Source organism: Synechococcus elongatus PCC 6301, assembly GCF_000010065.1.
Lineage (GTDB): Bacteria > Cyanobacteriota > Cyanobacteriia > Synechococcales > Synechococcaceae > Synechococcus > Synechococcus elongatus.
In genome coordinates, this window is sequence record NC_006576.1 from 384,336 (window position 1) to 407,384 (window position 23,049).

Sequence of the window (23,049 nt, forward strand, 5' to 3'; positions counted from 1 at the left end):
TGTCTATTGCCAGTCCAGGCGCTCTTCCCAGGCATCAGATGTGGGGCGTTCCGGTGGGTCGCCTTGCCACTGTCTAAAGATTTCGAAGTAGCCCTCAGGCCAGTCGTGGTTGAGGTCGCGCTTGACGAGGAGCGCCAGATATTTAGAGAGAGACAGCTGAGCGGATTCTGCCTTGGCTTGTAGTCGCTTGGCGATGTCTTCGGAGACATAGCAATGGAGCTGAGGCATAAGGAATAGGTTGTTTATATGTAGAGTATGTGTCTCTCAGACTAGCACTGCTAGGGTGGGAACAATAGGATAGCGATCGCCTCTTACCTAAGCTGATATCTGATGAAATTCGGATCAAAGATGCCGAGAAAGTAGCTGAGGAGGTGTTGTAGTGCCAGAGATTAGCCGCTTCTTTGGAATCATTATCACTATGTACTACAACGACCACGCGCCGCCCCACTTCCATGTTCGCTATGGTCAACAGAAAGCCATCATTTCTATTGATACTCTTGCCGTTTTAGAAGGAAGCCTTAAACCCCGTACCCTTGGGCTCGTGATTGAATGGGCAGCTCAGCACCAAGCCGAACTAAGGAATGACTGGCAGCTTGCCCGCCAAAACGCTCCCCTAGAAGCGATCGAACCACTGGAGTAAGACCATGCTCAAAGATGTCATTGCTGTAAAAGCGATCGAAGATTATCAACTTCAGATCACCTTTGAAGACCATAAAGAAGGAATCGTTAATCTAGCCGAAATCATCGAGTTTAGCGGCATCTTCGAGCCGCTCAAGAATCCTACTTACTTTGCTACTGTCCAAGTTGATCCAGATCTCGGGACTCTTTGCTGGGACAACGGTGCAGATATTGATCCGGTGGTTCTGTATGCCAAAGTCACGAACCCAGAAACATCCCTATCTGAGATCCGTGATCGGCTTTTACCTCAGCTAATGTCTAGCGGAAGTGAGCGTAAGGATGCTGAGGAAGCAACTGGGGAGAGCTTGTAGTGCCAACTGTTCTTTTTTTGCGAGGTTGGCGGTTCCATTTCTATTCCAATGAAGGAACGGAACCAATCCTCATTCACGCTCAAAGAGGAGAGGCTGAATGTAAATACTGGCTTAATCCAGAAATCTATGACATCCGAGAAGCCTATGCTTACAATATGAGTAAACGAGATACAAGAGAGGTACGCAAAATTATCCTGCAAAACTTTGATGAAATCGTAGAAGCTTGGACTAACTATTTCGGAGAGTAAATATGAATCCACATCATATCGTTCAAAACCTTAGCTTTGACCAAGAAAACATGATTCTCAGTGTTGATGGGTCAACGTACTCTATCCCAATTAGCCAAGCTTCAAAACGGCTCTCTCAAGCAACAGAAGCAGAACGCAAGCTTTATCAAATTTCTCCCTCTGGCTATGGCATTCATTGGTTAGCAATTGACGAAGACCTATCCATTGATGGCTTGATTCGCTTGGCAAATAGTCTGCCAGTCCAGAATGCCTCCAGATTCTAACCATGCATGGCTTTGAGGAAATGCCCCGTGGGACTGGCCTCAGACAAAGCCCCTGAGTTAGCGATCGCCAGTTTTGGCTAAGTGCTATTGTTGTACAACAAGCTGTACAACTCCTCGGCTCATGAAAGTTGTTTCCTTCAGTGACGCCAGAAAAAATCTCAAGACTGTCTTGGATGAAGTCGTCAACGACGCTGACTACACGATCATTACTCGCCGCAATGCCGAGGAGGTCGTGGTCATGTCCCTCGACTCCTTCAATAGCCTGATCGAAACCTTCCACCTGCTCAAATCCCCTGCCAATGCTGCTCACCTACAACGCTCGATCGCTCAGTACCAGCAAGGTCAAACAGTCGAGCGAAATCTATTAGATGCGTAAGCTGGCTTGGACAAACGAGGCTTGGGAAGATTACCTGTATTGGCAAGGGCAGGACAAGAAGACCTTAAATCGCATCAACAAGCTCATTACCGAAACCTTGCGATCGCCCTTTGAGGGGATTGGTAAGCCAGAAGCGCTCAGGGAGAACCTGACTGGGTTTTGGTCACGCCGCATTGACGACACCAATCGCTTAGTTTACGCAGTAGCAGATGACTACCTGACCATTATTTCCTGTCGCTACCACTACAGCGATTAATACCTCCTCAGTCTTTTCAACAATATGGGTACTGGCTGAGTAATCACAGTTGTGCCAAGGGCAGCAAGTCTGAACAGCAATGTGATGTCTGTCAGCACAAGTAAGGTATGAAATTTATAGACAGACTCATTGATATTTTTGGCTGAGATAGTCGCTGTAGTCTGCCTGTAATTCCTGATCGCTAACGGTTGTTCCTAAGCGTTTGGCAATTCCCCGCAATCCAATCAGCGTTCCTGGCGGAATCACTGACTGGGGTTGGGGGCTTTGTTGCTGCAGAAACTCCGCAAAGTGCAAAACCTCCGTCACCTTTTCTTCAGGAAGCGTTTGGATCAGTTGGTAGAGTTTCTCGGCAGCAGTCATGACTGAAGCCGTTGGATCTGTCTTTATATCGTGGCGAATCATGGCTGGGTCTGGGGGATCCAAGTGATGCGCTGGAAGCGGGCAGGGTTGCCAGCGGTATAACGCACCGTGTTTTGAATGTTGCGATGGCCTAAGTAGTCCTGAATATCGCGAGTCGGTAGACCCTGTTCAGCCAAGGCATAGCCGCAGGACTGGCGGAACATGTGCGGGTGAACCTGAATTTTGAAAGCTTTAGCGATCGCTTAGACTGGTTGGCCTCTAGTTGTTTGCTTGCCATGCAAACTGTTGGCGCGTTTGAAGCCAAGACCCATCTCTCCAGCCTGCTCGACTCCGTCTGTCAGGGGGAGCAGATCGTGATTACCCGCCACGGTTGCCCGATCGCCCGTTTGGTGCCAGCAGAAGGTCCTGATCAGTCTGCGGTCCAAGCCGCGATCGCCCGTCTTCGGCAGCTCAGCCAAGGTCAAACCCTCAACGGAATTACGGTGCAGGAACTCCGTGATACTGGGCGGCGGGCATGAGCTTTGTGTTGGATGTCTCACTGGCTTGTGCTTGGTGTTTTGCGGATGAGGCAACACCGGAATCTTGGGCTTTATTGGAGCAGTTGCAACAATCTCCAGCAGTTGTCCCTGCACTTTGGCTCTGGGAAGTTGGGCATGTCTTGGTGCAAGCAGAGCGCCGGCAAAGGATTAGCGCCGCTGCGAGTCGTGAGTTTTTATCGCTGCTAGAGATGTTGCCGATTGAGGTAGAACCCGCTGCTGTCGGTACCGTTTGGCATGACACATTGGCGATCGCTTGCAGTCAACAGCTGACTGCTTATGACGCAGCTTATTTGGAGCTGGCGATGCGGCGGGGATTCGCTCTGGCAACTTGCGATCGCGCCTTGATCAGTGCTGCGGAAGCCGTGGGAGTTACGTTACTGCCGACCTAAAAACTGCAGATATAGACTTGGACCTCCGATTTACGACCGCCATCGGCAAAATGGTAGGTTGCAGTTGCCTTGTCCCTGCAATCGCCCGTGAAGTCTTTCCCGTTCGCCCGTTCGCCTGCCCATGCCAGCGATCGCCGCGATGCCCTAATCCTGCTGGGGTTCTGGCTCCTGTCCTTAGCGATCGATGGACTTTGGCGGGGCTTCGATCTGGCACCCCCAGCTTGGGATCAAGGCGATCACTTCAGTCGGGCACTCGCCTTTTGGCAGGCTTGGCAATCGCCGCAGCTTTTGGATGGAGGCTGGTGGACGCAACTATGGCAATTGGCACCGACCTATCGCGGGCCGCTGACCTACCTGTTGACCCTGCCACTCTTCTCGTTATTCGGCGCGAACTGGGAGAGCGCGATCGCTAGCAACGGTCTGTTTAGCGGGCTGCTACTGATTAGCACCTACGGACTGGGACGACTCTACGCCAATCGCACAACAGGTTTGGTTGCAGCAGGGTTGAGTTTGGCCGTGCCGCTGACGATCATTCAGCGCGTCGACTACCTGATCGACTACAGCCTAACGGCGATGTTGACGCTGACATGGCTCTGCCTATCGCTTTGGCAATTCGCCCGGACTCCCAAGCGAAGACTGGGTGCAGCGATCGCGAGTGGGATAGCGATCGCGGCTGTCTTTTTAACCCGTCCCACTGGACTTCTCTTCCTCTGGTTACCTTTCCTGTGGCTGGCGATCGCGGCGGTACTGCAACTATTTCGACGGTACCGCTGGCAACCCCTAGCAGAACTGCTGTTGGTGAGTGGCATTGCTGGACTATTGTCTTGGCCATGGTTTAGCACCAACTGGCTGACGATCCTCTCCTCGATTGCCAATGCCCGCGACTGGGGCGTGAAGTATCAGGAAGGCTTGGAGGCGAATACCCTTTCAGGTTGGCTCTACTACCCCGAGAATCTGCCCGAGATGCTGTCGCCTTGGCTGCTCGGAGTCCTGATTGTCAGTAGTGCGAGCGCCGGCGTTTGGCTCTGGAAGCGAGGCGAATCGGGACCCGGTTCCCGCGATCGCTGGCTCTGGCTGGCGGGCTTCCTGTTGGGCGCTTATCTAGTCTGTGTGCTGGGAAGTACTAAGGTCACCCGCTTCTTCCTGCCGCTGCTGCCCAGCCTGATCGTGCCGTTGGTGACTCTACCAACGGTTCTGCCGCGCCGCTGGCAAGTAGGGCTTTGGACTGGGGTTGGAGCGATCGCGATCGCCGTGGGATTGCAAACGATCTTTCCGACACCGCTTCGTGCTAGCTGGCCGACCCGCTTTCCCCAAACCCAAGCTTGGCCGTTGGCTGAGATTATTGAACGGATCCGCGAGACACAACCGCAGCTACAATCGACGCTGGCGGTCTTGACCGATGCTGAAGCCTTGAACGCCTTCAACCTTAACGCCGAGGGGCAAAAGCAGGACTTCAGTGTGTTTGCGCGGCAGACTCTAGCGCCCGAAGACAACTGGCAGGCAGATTTTCGAGCCTTTGACTGGTTCCTCAGCAAAACCGGCGATCAGGGCGTGATGGCGGGTGAGCGGGAGAAACGACTGGTCGAGGCGATCGCGCAGTCTCCCGAATTCCAGTCGGTTGGGCAATGGCCACTCCCAGACGGCAGTCAAGCGGAACTGTGGCAGCGGCGAGCCCTGACCCTCTCAGCTAAACCGATCACCTGTCCCAGTCAGCCGCTGGAGCTCACGGTCACAGCACCCTCTCAAGCAAAAGCCGGTCAGCCCTTCCAGATCACCTATCGGCTACGTGGATCGATCGAACAGCTGCGCAACAGCCTGTTGTTGATCAGCTGGCAAAACGATCGCGATCGCCTCTGGGTTCAAGATCATCAACCCGGGCTGGGCTACCTCAAAGCCGGGAGGGACTGCGTGGAATTGGAAGAACGGCTAACCACTCAGGCACCGGACTCTCTCCCTGAAGGCTCCTATCAGCTCCAGGTGCAACGCCTCGATCGAGAAACGGGCGATCGCCAAACCCTACGGACTGCCCCCACTGCGATCGCCCTTGGATCCACACCAGCCCCCATCAGTCCCACAGCCCTCGATCCGGTCAGTCGCTTGCATCAGTTGGGGGCACTCCTAGAGACTGGTCAGGTTGATCCGCTCTTTGCTGACGTGAATCTTCTCAATCAGGCTGATCCTGAGCAGCATTATCTGCACCAGGCGATCGCCAGTCTCCAAGCGCGGTTAGCGGATGAGCCGAACCAGTTGGACTGGCTTTATCCCCTCACCCTCAGCTATGTGCTGGAGCGGCAAGCCCCCCAAGCGGAGGCCGTGCTGCAGCGGATTGTGGCAGTCAATCCTGACAATGCTTGGAACTGGACTTACCTCGGGTTTGTACAGCTCTATCAATTTCAAGGCAACAAGGCACAGCAGTCTCTACTGGAAGCTGCTCTGCGCCAGCCCGAAGTGCCGATCTTGCCGACTTTACAAGCGGTGGCAGCAGTGCAGTCTGGACAGTGGGGCGAAGCGATCGCCCGTTTACGGGGAGAGAAGTAAGGCATGAATGACCATACCGCCGCGATCGCGGCCCATTTTGATCAGCTAGCACCCAACCTCGATCGCTGGCGGCGACGCAACCGCACCTACTATCGCGATCTCGAAAAACTGCATCGCTTCTGGATTCCTACCGGATCACGAGTGCTGCAGGTTGGTTCTGGTTTGGGCGATCTGCTAGCAACGGTTGAACCATCCTTCGGCATCGGGATTGATGTCTCACCGCAGGCGGTGGCAATCGCTCAGCAACGCCATCCACAGCTGCAGTTCCACTGCTTGGCTGCCGAAGAGTTGACACCCGAGGCGATCGGCAATCCTGAGCCTTTTGACGCGATCATCCTGACGGGAGTGCTCAGCTACCTGACGGATATTCAAGTTGTGCTGGAGCAGCTCCAAGCCTTTTGTCATCCCCGCACGCGCTTAATCCTTGGCTTCCATAACTTCCTCTGGCAGCCCTTGCTCACGGCCGCTGAAAAGGTGGGACAGCGATCGCCCCAACCGCCCGAAAGCTGGCTGGGTATGCAGGATGTGCTCAATTTACTGACGCTGACGGGCTATGAACCAATCAAGCAGGGGCGGCGCTTCCTTCTGCCTCGGCAAATTCCGCTACTGACCGGCTGGATTAACCGCTGGATCAGCCCGCTACCGGTGATTGAGCATCTAGCGCTGACTAACTATGTGATTGCGCGGCCCCTGGCTCAACCGCGATCGCAACCCACAGTCTCGGTGATTGTTCCGGCTCGCAATGAGGCGGGCAATATTGCAGCAGCAGTCGAACGCTTGCCAGAACTGGGGGCTGAGACAGAGCTGATCTTCGTGGAAGGCCATTCCCGCGATCAGACTTGGGAGACGATCGAGCAGACGGTGGCGGAGTATCAAGGGCCGCTGAAACTGCTGGCCTGCCGCCAAACTGGCAAAGGTAAAGCCGATGCAGTCCGGCTCGGCTTCGATAAAGCCAGCGGCGACATTTTGATGATTCTCGATGCTGACTTAACTGTGCAGCCGGAGGATCTCGGCCATTTCTACCGCGCGATCGCCAGTGGCAGGGGCGAATTTATCAACGGCTCTCGGCTGGTCTATCCGCGATCGCGGCTGGCGATGCCGGGGCTGAATACCCTTGCTAATCGAACCTTCGCCCTGATCTTTTCCTTCCTACTCGGTCAGCCGCTTAAGGACACCCTCTGCGGCACCAAGGTGCTCTGGAAAACCGACTACGATCGCGTGGCGGCAGGGCGGAAATACTTTGGTGACTTCGATCCCTTTGGTGACTTTGACCTACTGTTTGGTGCCGCTAAACTCGGCCTCGAAATTGTCGAAGTACCAGTGCGTTATCAAGAGCGCAGCTACGGCAGTTCCAACATTGCTCATGTCCGCGAAGGGCTGATTCTGGCACGGATGTGTCTCTACGCCGCTGGCAAACTGAAGTTCCCTCACTAGTTCCAACTGGACTGTTTTGACTGCTGCTAAACCTCGCGCCTCAACCATCCCGGGCCAGCGCTGGATTTTACCGCTGCTGTTGGTCACCGCATTGCTCAATCTGGGGCTGATGATTTGGGGTGGCTGGCAGACGATTTGGCAACAGTTTCGCCAGATTCCAATCGCCTTCTATCCCCTCAGCCTCCTGCTGATGGGTTTGAGCTATAGTCTGGGCTTTTGGCGCTGGCACACCTATTTGCAAGTGCTTGATCATTGGCTGCCAGTCCGTTCCAGCCTGCGCATTTTCCTCGGCAGCTTAGCCCTGATAGCCTCACCGGGACGAGCCGGAGAATCAATCAAAGCCCTGTGGTTACGGCAACAATTTGGCGTTTCGGCGGCGCGATCGCTGGCGGGGCTGTTCTGTGAACGGCTCTGTGATCTACTGGCCGCTTTGCTGTTAGTCGCCCTGGGATTCTCTGCTCGCTTGGGTACGGGCTTCTGGTGGGCCTGTCTGGGCCTGGCGATCGCTCTATTTCTGATCCTGAGCCAGCCTCAACGCCTACAGGCTTGGGCCAAACGCTTTGGCGGGCGATCGCGACGCCGCAAAGGCTTAGAGCGCTTGGCGCATCTCCCCTTCAGCGCCCGTCGCCTGCTGCAACCGCGATTTTTGGCGGGTGGCTTGCTGATTTCGCTGCTCACTTGGGCGATCGGAGGGGTCGTGCTCTACGGCTGTTTTCAGGTGTTGCAAGCCGAGATCAATCTGCCGACAGCGATCGTAATTCGAGCCGCTGTGGGTTTGGGTGGAGTACTAACGCTGCTCCCCGGCGGCTTGGGGGGGGCAGAAGCTGCCTCGATTTCCTTGGCGTTGCTCTACGGGGCCGATCGCGATCAAGCGATTGCAGCGACGGTGCTGCTTCGTCTGCTCACTCTTTGGTTCCCGATCGCGATCGGTTGGGTAGCCTTGCATCGCCAAACACGTACCCTCAAATCTCTCGCGTTGTCTTCTCTCCCTGACACTGATGCTGACCAGTCGCCAAAATCCTCTCACTAAACAAATTCGCCAACTGCATCAGGCCAAAGGTCGCCGGCAAATGGGGGCTTTTCTGCTGGAGGGAACGCACCTCTTGCAGGAGGCGATCGCAACGAACTGGCCGCTATTGCAGGTCTGCGCGACCCCAGCCTGGCAGAATCAACACCCGCAACTCTGGCAGCAGGCGATCCAAGCGGCACCGGAACAAACGGTGAGTGACGATTTACTGGCCTATCTCTGCACTACGGTCAATCCGGATGGAGTAGTGGCGATCGCAGCACGGCAGCCCCAGCGTCAACCGCCCACTTCAGCCTCCTTGCTGATTGCCGTCGAAACCCTGCAGGATCCTGGGAATCTCGGTACGATCATTCGTACTGCGGCGGCGGCGGGGGCTGATGGTCTCTGGCTGACAGCAGACGGCGTTGACCCCGATCATCCCAAGGTGTTGCGTGCCTCGGCGGGGCAATGGTTCCGACTCCCGATCGCGATCGCCACAGACCTGGGGCAAACCCTACGGAGCTGGCAGCAACAGGGTTATCAGATTGTCTCGACGCTGCCGCGAGCGACGACAACCCTTTGGCAAGCAGACCTCACTCGCCCGACCGTTCTGTTGCTTGGCAATGAAGGGGCAGGGCTGAGTCCAGACCTCGCAGCGATTGCGGATTCCGCCGTCACAATTCCCCAAGCGGCGGGGGTGGAATCTCTGAATGTGGCGATCGCGGCAGCCCTCTTGCTTTACGAAGCCCGCCGTCAGCGACAGAGCTAGCCGCATTGCCGCCGTACAATGGCGAAATGCTTCTGCAATCGGCTGGGAGAACACAAGGGTGAGCAGCGAGTTTGACTACGACGTCATTGTCATTGGGGCCGGCTATGGCGGTTTTGATGCGGCCAAACACGCCTGCGAAAAAGGTCTGAAGACGGCGATCGTGGAAGCCCGTGACCTTGGCGGCACCTGCGTGAATCGCGGTTGCGTGCCTTCCAAAGCACTACTGGCAGCCTCAGGTCGCGTGCGGGAAATTACCGATACCGACCACCTGCAGAACTTCGGGATTCAAGTCCAAGGCGTCAGCTTCGATCGCCAAGCGATCGCCGATCACGCCGCCAACTTGGTCGATACCGTCCGCACCAACTTGGGCAATACCCTCGAGCGGCTCGGGGCTGAGATTTTGATGGGGCGCGGTCGTTTGGCCGGTAGCCAGCGCGTCACCGTCACCGCTGCCGATGGGACTGAAAAGACCTACAGCGCTCGCGATGTGATTCTGGCGACGGGTTCCGACCCCTTTGTACCGCCCGGCATTGAAATCGATGGCAAAACCGTCTTTACCAGCGACGACGCCCTCAAGCTGGAAACGCTACCCCAGTGGATCGCCATCATTGGCAGTGGCTACATCGGTCTTGAGTTCTCCGATGTCTACACAGCGTTGGGCTGCGAAGTGACGATGATCGAAGCCCTCGATCGCCTCTTGCCCACCTTTGACCCTGATGTGGCGAAAGTTGCCCAGCGATCGCTGCTGGATGGTCGCGACATCGAAACCCGCACGGGTGTTTTGGCGCGCAAAATTACGCCGGGCTCGCCGGTTGTGATCGAACTGGCCGACTTCGAAACCAAAGAACTGGTGGAAGTGCTGGAAGTCGATGCTTGCCTAGTCGCCACCGGGCGGATTCCCAGCACCAAAAATCTGGGCTTGGAAACCGTTGCTGTCGAAGTCGATCGCCGTGGCTTCATTCCCGTGGACGATGGCATGCGCGTCCTCCGCGATAGCAAACCTGTGCCCCACCTCTTCGCTGTTGGCGATGCCACCGGCAAGCTGATGTTGGCTCACGCTGCAGCAGCTCAGGGTGTGGTCGCGATCGAAAACATCACCGGCCACCCACGCAGCGTCGATTACCGCAGCATTCCGGCGGCCACCTTCACCCACCCCGAAATCAGCTCGGTCGGCCTCAGTGAAGCGGATGCAAAAGCCTTGGGTGGTCAAGAAGGGTTCGAAGTGGGCAGCGTCCGCAGCTACTTCAAAGCCAACTCCAAAGCCTTGGCTGAGGCGGATGCCGATGGGTTTGCCAAGGTGCTGTTCCGCAAAGATACGGGCGAAGTGCTCGGGGCTCATATCTTTGGGCTGCATGCGGCAGATTTGATCCAAGAAGTCGCTAACGCGATCGCCCGTCGCCAGTCGGTCAAAGAGCTCGCCTTTGAGGTTCACACCCACCCGACCCTGAGTGAGGTGATCGAGTCCGCTTACAAACAAGCTGCTACCGCGATCGCCTAAATCCCTGTCCTGCTCAGCGATCGCTTGCCCAATCGAGGCTGAGCGATCGCAACCCTGTCATTTGCGCCCTACCGCCATGGAAGTCCGCCGCCGTCCCCCCAATCCAGCTGTGCATGTTGCCAGCCTCACCTATCAGGTCAAGGTGCCGGGGAGCAGCCCCAGCAACATCCTCGAAGAGATTGTTTGGTATAAGGAGCGCGAGGTGAATGCTTGGCGAGAGCAGCTGCCGCTGCAGCAGCTCCAGAACCAAGTCCGCGGCTTGACCCAAACGCCCCGTGACTTTTTGGCAGCACTGCGACAGGCACCGACTCGACCGGCCGTGATTGCCGAAGTCAAAAAAGCATCTCCTAGCAAAGGCGTACTGCGAGAAGATTTCGATCCCGTGGCGATCGCCCAAGCCTATGCGGCTAATGGGGCGGCTTGCATTTCGGTGCTGACCGACGAGAAGTTTTTCCAAGGCGGCTTCGAAAATCTACAGCGGGTGCGAGCAGCAGTCGATGTACCGCTGCTCTGCAAAGACTTTGTGATCTACCCCTATCAGATCTACAAAGCCCGCTTACTGGGGGCCGATGCCGTGCTGTTGATCGCGGCGATTCTTTCGGATGCTGACCTGCGCTACTTCCTGAAGATCGCCCACAGTCTGGGACTCAATGCGCTGGTGGAAGTGCATAGCCTGCCGGAACTTGAGCGTGTCCTTGCCTTGGATGATCTGCGGCTGGTTGGCATTAACAACCGCAACCTCAAGACTTTTGTGACCGATCTGGCGGTGACAGAGCATCTTGCTGCCCAATGCCGCGATCGCGATTTGCTCTTGGTCAGTGAATCGGGTTTGTTCACCGGCGCCGATCTCGATCGCGTTACCCAAGCTGGCGCACAGGCCGTCTTGATCGGTGAATCGCTGGTCAAGCAACCGGATCCAGGCTTGGCACTGCAGCAGTTAGTTGGCGATCGCCCCTCAGCCTAAGCTGTCCTGCAACAGCCTTCACTAGAAGCCACTCAGGACGCTTGTACTCGAGCCAACTTACCTCTCACCAGAGGTCAACACCGGCTAGTTTTACCCGCAGCGATCGCCCCTCCACCGATGAGCCCTACCCGAAATCTTGTTGCGGGGGGCTGGGGGAGTCGAGTCTCCCAGTGCGTGGGTGGGGTGCGCAATCACCCCCACGGACAGACGCTTCACAACTCCAGCCCAGACTGGATTTTCCTAAGCCATTCCAAGGTTGTCCCATGCCTCACTCCAGTGGAGGCGAGGGGCTCCTTTGATTCAGACCTAACCTTCGCTACTACTAGCGCCCGATTCCACCTTGGACAGGAACTGCGTATCCAGCAGAAAAGAGCCGCGATCAAACAGCACTACCCAGTAGCCACCGGGACGGAGGCCCGTGATCGTTCCCTGTTCACCGACTGCTAGCAAGTCGGGCGGCCGCAGCATCGGCAACGGGTCAGCACTTTTTAGGTAGGGTGGCTGAGCGGCCAAGCGGACGCGATCGCCGATTGCAAAATCCATAGAGTGGTGAGGGTAGACTCCTAAAAGGTCATTCTCGGAGATGATGCCGTGCTTTGGCGAGCGATCGCGGCTAGGACTAGCGACCCGAGATCGTGGGCAAATCCTTTTGCAAAATTGCCGCCGCCTTGACCGAAACCGACTCTTGATCAGCGCCGATCGATTGGAATTTGCAGCTCATTCGCCGCGCTTCAAGATTGCAGGTGCCCTCACCCTGCAGCACTGGCAAAGGATCTTCGGGCTTAAAGATACGGAAAGCCGGCACCCCATAGCGCCCTGACCAATTGCTGCTGCTAACCGGATCAGCAACCTCGTAGGGTGCGATGAAGCTAAACAGAACTTCTTGGTTACCCTCTGGAACCACAAAGTGGAAGTTATAGCTGGTTTGGCCCTCGGTCACGAGCACTCGATCGCAGGGAATGGCACTCGCTGGGTCAGCGTCGACCTGCAGGACAATCTGACAATCTCGGGCTTCGAGATAGGTGGAGCGGTTCGGTTGAACTGAGCGAAATTCCGGCTGGGCTAGAGCAGGAGTCGCTGCGATCGCGCTGATCAGAAGAGAAAGGCCAAGGCTGCGCATCACAGCATCCTTCGATGGAGAGATTACTTTTGATTGTGGCGGTTCTACCCCATGAGTCAGTTGCCTTTGTAGCAAGATTTCAGTATCGGTCGGTTGCCTCTCAAGGCCATCGAGGCGATCGCCTCTCACTCCCGGACTATCTGTAGCGACAACAATCGGAATTGATCGGAAATTCCCTTGGCCGGAGCGGGTTACCACCTCCAGCCTGAAGGGATCCCAAGGGGTCTAGAGTTTACCCTGCATTGCGAGCTTCATTTCGCGCACCGCCCGCTCTAGCCCAACCAATACGGCTCGACTGATGATCGTGTGACCAATATTGAGTTCTTCCATCCCCGGCAACTGTGCCACCGGATAGACGTTCCAGTAGGTCAATCCATGGCCCGCATTGACGCGTAGACCGGCTGCGATCGCTTGCTCACAGCCTTGGCGGAGTGCTGCGAGTTCCTGAGCTTGGGCGGCTTCCGTCTCGGCCTCGGCATAGCGACCCGTATGCAACTCGATCCACTGAGCTTGAATCGCAGCCGACGCTGCAATCTGATCCGGTTCCGCATCGATGAACAAGCTGACGGGAATCCCAGCGCTTTGAAGCTGATCGACAACCAGAGCTAGGCGATCGCGCTGCCCCACCACGTTCAGACCGCCTTCCGTTGTCACTTCCTCCCGCCGTTCGGGCACCAGGGTGACGTAGTCCGGGCGAATGTCTAAGGCGATCGCCACCATCTCATCCGTGGCCGCCATTTCTAAATTGAGGCGGGTGCGTACCGTCTGCCGAAGTAAGCGCACATCACGATCTTGAATATGTCGACGGTCTTCCCGCAGATGCGCCGTAATGCCTTCTGCACCTGCCAGCTCCGCCAGCACAGCAGCCGCGATCGGGTCTGGCTCAACCGTCCGGCGAGCTTGGCGCACGGTGGCAACATGGTCAATATTGACGCCTAGGGTGGGCAAGGTAGCAGCTCCTCCAGAACCAACAATCCAGAACTGTTGACCCAATTTCACAGCCAGGCACGAGCGTATGTCCACTCCGTCACCTGTGGATTGCCCCCTCAGGATGAGGGCATGGAATCGACGTCCAGTCAGTCGAGCCTAGAGTCTTGGGCCTTTGAATAGTATTGCGCGCTAACCTCAATCCTCTGTATAGAAGAGGCGATTAGCAACGGCCAAGAACTCCCATAACCCTGGGGAGCCGTTGACATAGACTCTGGTCAAACTGTCCGATCGCCAGCGGGGTGATGTCATGCAAGTCACTAGCATGGTGAAGGTTTCCGCCCGTCGTTATGCTGTTGTCCCCTGCCTCGGATCTGTTTGAGGATCACCGACCCATGCTGCAGTGTCAGCAGTCTCGCGTTTCTGGCTGGCTTGCCCCCTTGGCCTATCAGATGGTCGGGCGGATTGTTTTACCTTGCCGCTTTGCCGAGATCGACATTGCCGGCATCGACCATATTCCCCGCAGTGGGCCAGTGATTCTGGCGCCCACTCATCGATCGCGCTGGGATGCGCTGATGGTTCCCCATGCGGTAGGGCGGCCCACCTCCGGCCGTGACGTGCGCTTCATGGTTTCCGCCAATGAAATGCGAGGCATCCAGGGTTGGTTTATCTGGCGGCTGGGGGGCTTCCCTGTCGATACCGATCGCCCGGGCATCGCCAGTGTGCGCTACGGCGTAGAACTGCTCCTGCAGCAGCAGATGGTGGTTGTGTTTCCAGAGGGTGGCATCTTTCAAGATCGGCAGGTGCATCCCCTCAAGCTTGGGCCAGCCCGGATGGCATTGCAGGCGCAGCACCTAGGTCATGAACCAGTCCAAATTGTGCCGATTGGCTTGGTCTACAGCGATCTGCAGCCTCGGCGCGGTAGCCGCTGCAGTATTCGCATCGGTCAACCCCTGTCCACCCAAAGCTATCGACAGCACTCGCCCAAACAGGGGGCGATCGCTCTGACCCGCGATTTAGCCGATCAATTGGGCCGACTCCATCAGCAGGCGCTGCATCATGTTTTGCCTTGTCAGGAACCCTTGATGCCCTTGCCACCGTCCCAAGAGTTGCTCTAGACCTGTGGAGCTTCTGTTGTAGACTGCGATGGCAAGTCCGGCGGGGGCATCCGACGGCTGTTAAATCCCCTTTGAGCGTGAGAACTCCCACTATGCGTTTAGTCGTTCGTAGTCTCGTCTCACTGGCCGCGATCGCCAGTTTGGCCTCTGGGCTTCCAGCGCGGGCGCAGTCTGGCAGCTCTGTCCCTGCACCAGAAAGAGTCACGACTCAATCGAACCTGAATTACGATTCAGTGATGCGCATTATGGCGGAAGGGGATGCCGCTGTGGCAGCACAGAAGTTTCCTGTCGCTCTCGACAAGTACGATCTGGCGCGGAAGTCCTTTGGCGCTCTGGTGCAGTTCCACCAAGGTCTAGCCGGTTCCTTCAGCGGCATTGATGTCAAGATTGCCAACGACCAACGGCAGCGAGCAGCACAAGCGGCACAGGGCCGTGACCAAGCTGGCTACAAGTTGGCGCTGCTCTACCGTCGCCTCAACCAGCCGGAAGTTGCGATTCCCTTACTCGTGCAGGTTGTACAGTCCCAGAACCCCACAACTGATTTGGGTAAACAGGCCTACGCTCAGCTCTACGAATTGGGCTTTACCTCGCTGCCCTATCCACGCAGTGTCGACGGGACTCAGCCAGCGCCGCAGCAATCACCGGCTCCTCAAACCCCACCGGCTCAACAACCGCCAGCACGCTAGCGATCGCTTGGGGGTCGGGCAAGCAACCGACCCTCCTCCGTTTGGACTAGCTGGAAGCTAACCTGAGTCCACAAAAGCAGAGCCGTCGGCTAACTAAAAATGGCCGCTTCTAGGGCGGTGATCGCGGTGTCTAGTTGGTCATTGATTACGCAGCGATCAAACTCTTTGGCCGCACCGATTTCCGTTTGAGCCTGTAAGAGGCGGCGAGCGATCGCGGCTTCATCTTCCGTGGCACGCTCCCGAATCCGTTGCTCCAGCTCCTCAACACTGGGTGGCAGCAACACCACCTGCCGAGCTGAGGGGAGCGTTTTCCTGACTTGGCGAGCCCCTTCTAGCTCAATTTCGAGGATGACGGTGCGCCCCAGGTTGACCTGCTCAATCACCGGCGATCGCGGTGTGCCGTAGAGGTTGCCAGCAAATTCAGCCCACTCTAAAAATTCTTGTTCAGCAATTTTGGTCTGAAATTCCTCGCGACTGAGGAAGTAGTAATGCTGACCGTCGACTTCGCCCGGACGGGGCGATCGCGTGGTGGCGGAGATGGAAAGAAAGGCCTCGGGATGCTGAGACAAGATCGCTTTCAAGAGCGTGCCTTTGCCCACACCACTAGGTCCCGTTAACACCACCACACGACCAATACTCATCGTCTTTGTTTCCTGCGTTGGGGTTCATCGTCGCCTAGAAGCGATCGCGCTGGCAATGAGTCCTGCGTGAGGGCAGCACTCAGCCTCGACCCCAGCGAAGGTGCGTACAATCAGTGCTCAGGGCCATTGACTCTGGCCTATTTCACGCTTGACAGGACGCAAACCGCTATGACATTTCAGGCGATCGCCACGCACCCCCAAGACTGGACCGGCGATACCCTAGCCCTCGGGCTGACCACCGCTGCGATCGGTGAGACCCTCTCTTCCGAGCTACAGAAGCTCGATCAGCAGTGGAATGGCGTTTTGCAGGAGTTGATCAGCGATAGCGAGTTCAAAGCCAAGCTGGCTGAAACGACCACAACTCGGATTGGCGGCAGCATCCGCAAACTGATTCTGGTGGGTCTGGGCGAATCACCAACGACGGAGGACTATCGTCGGGCGGCAGCGGCTGTCGCGAAACAGGCTCGCAGCTTCAAGAGCCAAACCTTGGCGATCGCTTTTCCGCCCAGCGACGATCCTGCAGCAATCGCCAGCGCGATCGTGGAAGGGATTTCCCTAGCGCTCTACAAAGATCAACGCTTCAAATCAGAGCCAGATACAGCAAGCGGCCCCAGCAGCATCGAACTCTTGGGACTGGCAGGGCAAGAAGCCGCGATCGCTCGGGCAGAGCAGGTGGTTGCAGGCGTTGAGCTAGCGCGGCAATTAGTAGCGGCTCCTGCCAACGTCGTCACGCCTGTGACCATGGCCGACACTGCTCAGGAATTGGCAGCTGAACTGGGTCTAGAGCTGGAAATTCTCGAGGCTGATGAGTGTGAAAAGCGGGGCATGGGTGCTGTCCTCGGAGTTGCCAAAGCCTCAGATTTACCGCCGAAGTTCATCCACCTCACCTATCGTCCAGAAAGCACCCCACGCCGGAAACTGGCGATCGTCGGCAAAGGCCTGACTTTTGACTCCGGCGGCTACAACATCAAAGGAGCTGGCAGCGGCATCGAAATGATGAAAACCGATATGGGGGGTGCTGCCGCTACCCTCGGTGCTGCTAAGGCGATCGGTTTGATCAAGCCCGATGTTGAGGTGCACTTCATCTCCCCCGTCACTGAGAACATGATCAGCGGTCGGGGCATGCACCCGGGCGATATTCTGACCGCCTCGAATGGCAAGACGATCGAGGTCAACAATACGGACGCGGAAGGTCGTTTGACCTTGGCAGATGCCTTGGTCTTTGCCGATGGTTTGGGAGTGGATGCGATCGTCGACCTCGCTACCCTAACGGGTGCTTGCATCATCGCCTTGGGAGATGACATCGCGGGCCTTTGGAGCCCCAGTGATGACCTCGCTGAACAACTGCTGCAGGCCGGCAAAGCGGCGGGTGAAAAACTCTGGCGCCTGCCCCTTGAAGAGCCCTACCTCGATGGACTCAAATCACCGGTTGCCGACTACAAAAATACGGGGCCGCGGGCGGGGGGCTCGATCACAGCAGCGCTATTCCTCAAACAGTTTGTCAAGCATCCGGTCTGGGCTCACCTCGATGTGGCTGGCCCTGTCTGGAGCGACAAGGAGAAACACTACAACCCCGCTGGGGCGACGGGTTACGGGGTGCGGACGCTAGTGAACTGGGTGCTGTCCTAGGTCACTTCCAGGGGGCGATCGCCCCTCACTGGCCCGTCGATCGCCCACTGATGATCAAGCTAGACTCTACTGCTGTCTGGAGCGATCGCGATGAATTTTGCTGCCTTGATTTTGGCTGGAGGATCCAGCCGTCGGATGGGGCAGGATAAGGCGTTGTTACGGCTCAACGGTGAGCCACTCCTCATCCGTACGAGTCGGATCGCAGCAGCGGTCTGCGACTCGGTCTGGATTTGCAGCCCTGAGCCCGATCGCTATCAGTCACTACTCTCTCAGCCGGTGCAGTGGTTGACGGAACCCCAGCCGACTGGACCGCAGGGGCCACTCACGGCCTTGGCTTGGGCCCTGCCGCAGATCGATGCGGATTGGATCTTGCTCTTAGCGTGCGATCTACCGCGACTAGCGATCGCCCCACTACAGGCTTGGCGACAGCAGGTTGAACTATTGCCTGAGGATTGTCGGGCTGCAATCGCCCGCACGGAACAGGGCTGGGAACCACTGATCGGCTTCTATCGACCTGCGATCGCGCCAACGATTGCACCTTGGTTGTCGCAGGGGCGTCGGGACTTTCAGGGCTGGCTAGCAACGGTTGCGGTGCAGGAGCTGCCGCTGAGCGATCGCGATTGGTTGGTGAACTGCAACACCCCGACTGATTGGCAAGCGCTGCAGTTGTCCTAGGGCTCAGTCTTGAACGTAGTCTTGACCGCTGAGCAGACAGGCTTCTGCTCGCTGGAACTCACGCCCTAAATAGAGTGCGTGGTCGAGATAACTGAGCGGACAGGGCTGAGTGTCTTCGGTAATCAACTTGCCGAGTTCCTTAGCGGTGCGGCCGCGAAATGTTGCCGTGGGTACCCGCTTGAGATTGCCTTTACAAGCCAGCACTTCCCCGGTTTCTGGATCGGTGGCGAGGCCTTTGTCGTTGATCGCATTGCTGTAGTGATCAGCGCAGATCAATCCAGCTTCGCGATCGAGATAAATCACGAAATAACCTTCTGGATCCAGCTTGATGAAGCGATTGGAAAGTTGATGATCTAGTGCTTTTAGGGCCTGGCGATCGGGGTGGGAGAGGAGCATGGAACGAAACCGTTTTTAGCAATTTTAGCGAGAACGGTCGTTTGTCTTAAAGTTCGCTGAAAGAGAGTCACGATCGCTTGATGATCCCAGCCCTCTGCAAGGCGATTGCTCCCAACGCTAATTCAGCGGAACTTCAGGACGGCTAAAGGGAAGTTCCGCATTAATGGCTTCAATTTCTTGGCTTTCCAGTTCATTGACCTGCCGTAGCCAAGTGCCCAGAATTTGGCCAAAGCGGGGTTGATACCAGCGGTGTAAGCTCCAGTTCGGTGTTGCCGGAAAGCCACGCCGTTTTTTATGACTCCCGCCTGCCCCCGGATCAAAGCTTTGGATCCCGTTGGCGATCGCCCATTCAATCGGTTTGTAATAACAAACGTTGAAGTGAAGGTTGTCAATTTCGTGATCGCAGCCCCAGTAACGACCGTAGAGGCGATCACCTTTGTGCACACAGAAGGACATGGCGATCGGGCGATCGCTACCTTCAGGAGTTGCCGCCACAAACAGCGGGCGATGCCGTGAATGGTGCATGGCGCGATCGAAGAAATCTCGCGTCAGATACTTGCTACCCCACCAGCCGAACTTATCGCAGTGGTCGCTGTAGAAGCGATACATCAGCGGAAAGTAATCGCGGGGAATTTGGTCGCCACTCAGACAGGTGAGGGTCAGTCCGGCCCGTTCCATCGACTTGACCTCGCGTTTAATGTTGCGCCGTTGATTGGCGTTGAACATGCCGAGATAATCATCAAACGTCCGAAAGCCGCGGTTCTGCCAGACCGAATTGTGATGCTGCCAAGCGCTGTAGCCTGCGGCCTCCACCAGTGGCTGCCAGTCGGGATCGACGTAGAGAAAATTGCAGCTGAGGATCTGGTTGTTGTCGCAAAAGCGATCGATCTCCCGCAGCATCAGTCCCGTCAGGGTCGCTTCATCTTCCGCTGGTGCAATCAGAAAGCGATAACCGACTGCGGGTGTCAGCGGCGTCATGCCCAGCAGTTTGGGGTAATAGCGCAGTCCTAACCGACCGGCGAGATCCGCCCATTGCTGATCAAAGACAAATTCACCGTAGCTATGGCCTTTGAGGTAAAGCGGTGCAGCAGCCACTAAGCGATCGCCGCGCCAAACGACCAGATGACAGGGCTGCCAACCGGCTTTGGCGATGACACTGCCTGAGGCTTCTAAATCGTGCAACCAGTCCCATTCCAAAAACGGTGTGGCCAAGGGCTGGGCGATCGCATTCCAATCCTCACGGGGTAGATCCCCGAGACGATCGCACCATTGGAATTTGAGCGGCTCAGTCACGATGGGCTAGGAGGCTGACGTTAACGCCTTTGAGCCTATCGCGTCTGACTCAGTACAGCGGTAATGCAAGAACAGCTCATCGGCCACTGGCTCAGCACTGAGGAGCTGCCAGCGTGGGGCATCAGCTGCAGAGAAATGAAGTCCGGCAACAAGTGGTGAGGCTGGGCAATCGCCCAAGAGTAACGGGCAGAGGGTCAGATACAGCTCGTCGATTCGGTCTGCCGCCAGCAGACTACCGAGCAATTGACCGCCACCGAGCACTGCAATTTGTTGCCAGCTCAGATCGAATTGTGCAAAAGCCTGCTCCCAGTCCAGTTGCGTCTGACCGGCGATCAGAACCGCTTCGAAGCCAGACTCTTGTCGCCAGCGATCGCGGCCCTGTTCTGTGGTCAATAACCAGCGCGGCACCGGCTGCTGAAAAAAGCGGCAGGCTGGCTCGATCTGCCCCGAAGCCGAGCAAATGATCTGCACAGGTTGCGGTGATTGACCGCGATCGCGACGTTGTTGTTGCAACTGCGGATTCGTGACCGAGCGGCAAGTGCCATAGGCTCTCAGCGTGGCCGCGCCCATCAGTACAGCATCCGATTGCGCCACGATCGTTTCTAAGCGCCGTTGATCTTGTGCTGAACCAAAGCGGGCTGGAACAGCCGCCGCTTCCGCAATCCGGCCATCCAAACTGGTGGCGAGTACCGCAACAACCCGCATAACCTACTCACGATCGCGAGGCGCCAGTTGATTGCCCGCCGAAGGATAGTGACGATTGGGCAGCAAGCCCCAAGCTGCTGCATCTGCCGCCCAATTGCGCAGGGGGCGTGACTGACAAAAGATCTGAGCAAAGCGGTGGTTGTAGTGCTGCTTCCAAGCCGTCGGCCAGTCGGCAGTCTGATCCTGTTGTTGCAGCGATCGCACTGCCGCTTCCAACTCCGCCGCTTTCGCCAAAAATACCGCTTCTAAGTCTTGGAAATGCTCCGCCGGCGATCGCATCAAATCCTCACTTCAACCCATCTTTTGAATTTGCTCAACCCGCGCGATCGCTCCGACAAGTCAACTAATTGTGATGTGTGACTCCTACCAATCAAATCCCACCGACCATCCTGTTGCGGGGGGGCTGGGGGAGTCGAGGCCCCCAGTGCGTGGGTGTGGGGGTGCGCAATCACCCCCACGGACAATGGCTTTAGTCGTCAGCCCAGCCAAACCACCCGGATTCAGCCATGCTTAGAGCAAAACGGGTACTGCAGCAGCAGCGTTAGTCAAACCACTGGGTTGTAGACAGTAAACTTCTGCTGAATTGTTGGGACTCTCGATCAGCTTGACCTTATAGAGGCGAGCGCCCAGTTCGCGGATCGGCTCTGCCAGCAAGTCACGGATGTGAACAGCGATATTCTCAGCCGTCGGCACCACTTCTGCGAAGTAAGGAATGTCCTTGTTGAGGAAGCTGTGATCGAACGGTTCGACCACTTTGTCTTGCACCACCTGTTGCAGCGCCGCGAGGTCAGCCAGCATGCCGGTGCGGGGATCAATCTCACCTGCCACCGTTACTTCGAGGTGATAGTTATGGCCGTGACCATGGGGACGGGCACATTTGCCGTAGATTTCGCAGTTTTCTTCAAAGCTGAGGCTCTCTTTCGCCAAACGGTGAGCAGCACTGAAGTGAGTCTGAATCGTTAGGTAGGCTTCCATGGCTTGTCCTAGATAGTCGGCCCAAAGGCTGGGGCTTTCAAACAGTTGAATCCGCACGATCGGCAGATGTGGCGCAAGCCGCTGCCAGATAACCCGCGCCAGATTTTCGGTGGTGGGCAAACCCTGCTGAAACTCTGGCCAGACGTCATTGAGGTAGGCGTAGTCAAGCTGACTCGTCACCTCGGATTTGATCACCCGCTTGACGTCCGAGAGGTTGAGCACCATGCCGTACTCATCCAGCTCGCCCAACATCGAAACGTAGAGCACATAGTTGTGGCCGTGGCCGGGAAAGCGGGCGCAGGCGCCAAACAGTTTTTGGTTCTCGGCGTCACTCAGTTCTGGCAACCAGTAACGGTGACTGGCGGAAAACAGTGCCCGACGGTTGATGATGCACTCCATAGCGTGGCGATCGCGATCCCGTGATTGGCTGTCTCTCATAGGATAGTGGGTTTGCTCAAACGCCTAGGGTTGAGCCGGTAGGCTCTCCGTCGCAGGGCGGGGATTGAGCTGCAGAGGTTGGGGCGTTGCAGCAGCCATCAAAGCGCGATCGCTCCGGCGGTCTAGAAGGCCCAAGGCTAGCTCCCGCACACTGTCTTCCGTTTCTTGGCGCAGTAGCAGCAGCAGGGCATCCTGCAAGAGTCGTTGTTCTCCAGGTTCCAATAACTGCTGGTTTTGCAGGCGTTGCAGCGATCGCACGGCCAAAAGGCGTTGCAGAGGATCCGCTGCGGTCAAAGTCGCCAGCGCTTGATCAAAAATCCCTTCGCGATCGCGCTGCTGTTGCTGACTGACAAAGCTGACTAGGAGGGCTGCTAAAGCAAGCAACCCCATGGTTTCCGCAAAGTTGCTAAAGGCCAGCCAAGGTCGTCCTTCCTCGGTCCAGATACTGCTGCTGGTGTAGAGGGCCAAGCTGACGAGGCCGCCGCCACCGGCTGCTAAAAGCCAACGGCGATCGCGACCGCGCAACCAACGCTGCACTTGCTGCTGACGGCGCGACCAATCCAAGCGCTGCAGACGATAGAGCCATAGGGTCGCCCCAGCACCGAGGGTTAACGATAACGACAGTTGCCAGTCCCAGAGGAAGAGCAACAGTAGGCCACCACCGTAGAGTGCTGTTTTCGGAACCGGAAACCGGCGATCGCCCCACGATAAAGGCAGCCGACGAACAGAATGCGGAAGAGGTCGGGAGCGAACAGGCACAGCAGTCACCAAGCATCGCCAGCGCTTCAGGCCCTATTCTACCGATGCCCCTACCGCC

32 protein-coding genes are annotated in these 23,049 nt (G+C 56.8%); 19 read left to right on the forward strand and 13 right to left on the reverse strand.

The features are described 5' to 3' along the window. Positions 1–3 precede the first annotated feature (3 nt). Entirely contained in the window at positions 4–228 is a 225-nt protein-coding gene (locus SYC_RS01750; RefSeq protein WP_039755738.1) for a hypothetical protein, read from the reverse strand. 151 nt (positions 229–379) lie between these two features. On the opposite strand from SYC_RS01750, the gene SYC_RS01755 reads away from it, so the two are divergent. The 6 genes from SYC_RS01755 (at position 380) to SYC_RS01780 (ending at position 2,132) form a co-directional block, all read left to right on the forward strand. After that, positions 380–640, forward strand: a complete 261-nt coding sequence (locus tag SYC_RS01755; RefSeq protein ID WP_011242652.1) for a DUF4160 domain-containing protein — start codon at positions 380–382, stop codon at positions 638–640. Between the two features lie 4 nt (positions 641–644). Then, positions 645–989, forward strand: coding sequence for a DUF2442 domain-containing protein (locus SYC_RS01760; protein ID WP_011242653.1), 345 nt, complete (start codon positions 645–647; stop codon positions 987–989). Continuing rightward, entirely contained in the window at positions 989–1,237 is a 249-nt protein-coding gene (locus SYC_RS01765) for a DUF4160 domain-containing protein (RefSeq protein ID WP_011242654.1), read from the forward strand. Before SYC_RS01760 ends, SYC_RS01765 begins: the two co-directional genes overlap by 1 nt. Before the next feature lie 2 nt (positions 1,238–1,239). Then, a complete protein-coding gene (locus SYC_RS01770; RefSeq protein ID WP_011242655.1) occupies positions 1,240–1,500 on the forward strand; it encodes a DUF2442 domain-containing protein in 261 nt (86 codons plus the stop codon). 121 nt (positions 1,501–1,621) lie between these two features. Then, positions 1,622–1,876: a type II toxin-antitoxin system Phd/YefM family antitoxin gene (locus SYC_RS01775; RefSeq protein WP_011242656.1), complete on the forward strand. Its 255-nt coding sequence runs from the start codon at positions 1,622–1,624 to the stop codon at positions 1,874–1,876. After that, positions 1,869–2,132, forward strand: coding sequence for a Txe/YoeB family addiction module toxin (locus SYC_RS01780; protein WP_011242657.1), 264 nt, complete (start codon positions 1,869–1,871; stop codon positions 2,130–2,132). The genes SYC_RS01775 and SYC_RS01780 overlap by 8 nt, the downstream gene beginning before the upstream one ends. 126 nt (positions 2,133–2,258) lie before the next feature. Here SYC_RS01780 and SYC_RS01785 read toward each other — a convergent pair whose 3' ends face one another. Together SYC_RS01785 and SYC_RS01790 are read right to left on the reverse strand one after the other, a co-directional pair. Next, the gene (locus SYC_RS01785; RefSeq protein ID WP_231621315.1) at positions 2,259–2,492 is read right to left on the reverse strand and encodes a DUF2281 domain-containing protein; all 234 of its coding nucleotides are present in this window, start codon (positions 2,490–2,492) and stop codon (positions 2,259–2,261) included. Between the two features lie 38 nt (positions 2,493–2,530). Next, the gene (locus tag SYC_RS01790; RefSeq protein WP_011377917.1) at positions 2,531–2,695 is read right to left on the reverse strand and encodes a tyrosine-type recombinase/integrase; all 165 of its coding nucleotides are present in this window, start codon (positions 2,693–2,695) and stop codon (positions 2,531–2,533) included. A gap of 72 nt (positions 2,696–2,767) precedes the next feature. On the opposite strand from SYC_RS01790, the gene SYC_RS01795 reads away from it, so the two are divergent. The 8 genes from SYC_RS01795 to trpC all read left to right on the forward strand — a co-directional run bounded on the left by SYC_RS01795 (position 2,768) and on the right by trpC (position 11,629). Continuing rightward, on the forward strand, positions 2,768–3,010 hold the full coding sequence (locus SYC_RS01795; RefSeq protein ID WP_190528567.1) for a type II toxin-antitoxin system Phd/YefM family antitoxin: 243 nt from the start codon (positions 2,768–2,770) through the stop codon (positions 3,008–3,010). Further along, entirely contained in the window at positions 3,007–3,420 is a 414-nt protein-coding gene (locus tag SYC_RS01800) for a type II toxin-antitoxin system VapC family toxin (RefSeq protein WP_011242660.1), read from the forward strand. The genes SYC_RS01795 and SYC_RS01800 overlap by 4 nt, the downstream gene beginning before the upstream one ends. 87 nt (positions 3,421–3,507) lie before the next feature. Further along, positions 3,508–5,958, forward strand: a complete 2,451-nt coding sequence (locus SYC_RS01805) for a glycosyltransferase family 39 protein (protein ID WP_011242661.1) — start codon at positions 3,508–3,510, stop codon at positions 5,956–5,958. Positions 5,959–5,961: 3 nt separating this feature from the next. Continuing rightward, the gene (locus SYC_RS01810; RefSeq protein WP_011242662.1) at positions 5,962–7,392 is read left to right on the forward strand and encodes a glycosyltransferase; all 1,431 of its coding nucleotides are present in this window, start codon (positions 5,962–5,964) and stop codon (positions 7,390–7,392) included. Positions 7,393–7,408: 16 nt separating this feature from the next. Next, positions 7,409–8,422: a lysylphosphatidylglycerol synthase transmembrane domain-containing protein gene (locus SYC_RS01815; RefSeq protein ID WP_041676910.1), complete on the forward strand. Its 1,014-nt coding sequence runs from the start codon at positions 7,409–7,411 to the stop codon at positions 8,420–8,422. After that, on the forward strand, positions 8,391–9,167 hold the full coding sequence (locus SYC_RS01820; RefSeq protein WP_011242664.1) for a TrmH family RNA methyltransferase: 777 nt from the start codon (positions 8,391–8,393) through the stop codon (positions 9,165–9,167). Before SYC_RS01815 ends, SYC_RS01820 begins: the two co-directional genes overlap by 32 nt. A gap of 58 nt (positions 9,168–9,225) precedes the next feature. Continuing rightward, the gene (gene lpdA / locus SYC_RS01825) at positions 9,226–10,665 is read left to right on the forward strand and encodes a dihydrolipoyl dehydrogenase (protein ID WP_011242665.1); all 1,440 of its coding nucleotides are present in this window, start codon (positions 9,226–9,228) and stop codon (positions 10,663–10,665) included. 76 nt (positions 10,666–10,741) lie between these two features. Then, a complete protein-coding gene (gene trpC / locus SYC_RS01830; protein ID WP_011242666.1) occupies positions 10,742–11,629 on the forward strand; it encodes an indole-3-glycerol phosphate synthase TrpC in 888 nt (295 codons plus the stop codon). 306 nt (positions 11,630–11,935) lie between these two features. On the opposite strand, the gene sipA is transcribed toward trpC, so the two are convergent. Both sipA and SYC_RS01840 read right to left on the reverse strand, forming a co-directional pair. Then, a complete protein-coding gene (sipA, locus tag SYC_RS01835; protein ID WP_011242667.1) occupies positions 11,936–12,172 on the reverse strand; it encodes a regulatory protein SipA in 237 nt (78 codons plus the stop codon). Between the two features lie 76 nt (positions 12,173–12,248). Then, positions 12,249–12,749, reverse strand: coding sequence for a hypothetical protein (locus tag SYC_RS01840; protein WP_011377911.1), 501 nt, complete (start codon positions 12,747–12,749; stop codon positions 12,249–12,251). A 14-nt stretch (positions 12,750–12,763) separates the two neighbouring features. On the opposite strand from SYC_RS01840, the gene SYC_RS14135 reads away from it, so the two are divergent. After that, complete coding sequence (locus SYC_RS14135; protein WP_265575067.1) at positions 12,764–12,895, forward strand: hypothetical protein; 132 nt, start codon at positions 12,764–12,766, stop codon at positions 12,893–12,895. Positions 12,896–12,974: 79 nt separating this feature from the next. Here SYC_RS14135 and SYC_RS01845 read toward each other — a convergent pair whose 3' ends face one another. Continuing rightward, on the reverse strand, positions 12,975–13,697 hold the full coding sequence (locus SYC_RS01845) for a pyridoxine 5'-phosphate synthase (RefSeq protein WP_039755983.1): 723 nt from the start codon (positions 13,695–13,697) through the stop codon (positions 12,975–12,977). Positions 13,698–14,026: 329 nt separating this feature from the next. Between SYC_RS01845 and SYC_RS01850 the strand changes: the two genes are divergently transcribed. Then, positions 14,027–14,794, forward strand: a complete 768-nt coding sequence (locus SYC_RS01850) for a lysophospholipid acyltransferase family protein (protein WP_011242670.1) — start codon at positions 14,027–14,029, stop codon at positions 14,792–14,794. A 92-nt stretch (positions 14,795–14,886) separates the two neighbouring features. After that, positions 14,887–15,480, forward strand: a complete 594-nt coding sequence (locus SYC_RS01855) for a hypothetical protein (RefSeq protein WP_011377909.1) — start codon at positions 14,887–14,889, stop codon at positions 15,478–15,480. An 89-nt stretch (positions 15,481–15,569) separates the two neighbouring features. On the opposite strand, the gene gmk is transcribed toward SYC_RS01855, so the two are convergent. Further along, positions 15,570–16,121 (reverse strand): guanylate kinase, encoded by a 552-nt coding sequence (gmk, locus tag SYC_RS01860; RefSeq protein WP_011242672.1) that lies wholly within the window; start codon positions 16,119–16,121, stop codon positions 15,570–15,572. Between the two features lie 168 nt (positions 16,122–16,289). Between gmk and SYC_RS01865 the strand changes: the two genes are divergently transcribed. Together SYC_RS01865 and SYC_RS01870 are read left to right on the forward strand one after the other, a co-directional pair. After that, entirely contained in the window at positions 16,290–17,750 is a 1,461-nt protein-coding gene (locus SYC_RS01865) for a leucyl aminopeptidase (RefSeq protein ID WP_011242673.1), read from the forward strand. A 90-nt stretch (positions 17,751–17,840) separates the two neighbouring features. Next, positions 17,841–18,425: a molybdenum cofactor guanylyltransferase gene (locus SYC_RS01870; protein ID WP_011242674.1), complete on the forward strand. Its 585-nt coding sequence runs from the start codon at positions 17,841–17,843 to the stop codon at positions 18,423–18,425. 3 nt (positions 18,426–18,428) lie between these two features. Here SYC_RS01870 and SYC_RS01875 read toward each other — a convergent pair whose 3' ends face one another. From SYC_RS01875 to SYC_RS01900, 6 genes are all read right to left on the reverse strand, one after another. After that, a complete protein-coding gene (locus SYC_RS01875; protein WP_011242675.1) occupies positions 18,429–18,821 on the reverse strand; it encodes a DUF4346 domain-containing protein in 393 nt (130 codons plus the stop codon). Positions 18,822–18,938: 117 nt separating this feature from the next. Then, positions 18,939–20,114 (reverse strand): GNAT family N-acetyltransferase, encoded by a 1,176-nt coding sequence (locus tag SYC_RS01880; protein WP_011242676.1) that lies wholly within the window; start codon positions 20,112–20,114, stop codon positions 18,939–18,941. Between the two features lie 6 nt (positions 20,115–20,120). Continuing rightward, complete coding sequence (locus tag SYC_RS01885; RefSeq protein WP_011377905.1) at positions 20,121–20,819, reverse strand: RibD family protein; 699 nt, start codon at positions 20,817–20,819, stop codon at positions 20,121–20,123. A gap of 3 nt (positions 20,820–20,822) precedes the next feature. After that, positions 20,823–21,098: a hypothetical protein gene (locus SYC_RS01890; protein WP_011242677.1), complete on the reverse strand. Its 276-nt coding sequence runs from the start codon at positions 21,096–21,098 to the stop codon at positions 20,823–20,825. Positions 21,099–21,329: 231 nt separating this feature from the next. Further along, positions 21,330–22,232 carry a 6-carboxytetrahydropterin synthase gene (locus SYC_RS01895; protein WP_011242678.1) on the reverse strand — a complete coding sequence of 301 codons (903 nt, stop codon included), beginning with the start codon at positions 22,230–22,232 and terminating at the stop codon, positions 21,330–21,332. 24 nt (positions 22,233–22,256) lie between these two features. Continuing rightward, positions 22,257–22,991, reverse strand: coding sequence for a hypothetical protein (locus tag SYC_RS01900; RefSeq protein ID WP_011377904.1), 735 nt, complete (start codon positions 22,989–22,991; stop codon positions 22,257–22,259). Between the last annotated feature and the right edge of the window lie 58 nt (positions 22,992–23,049).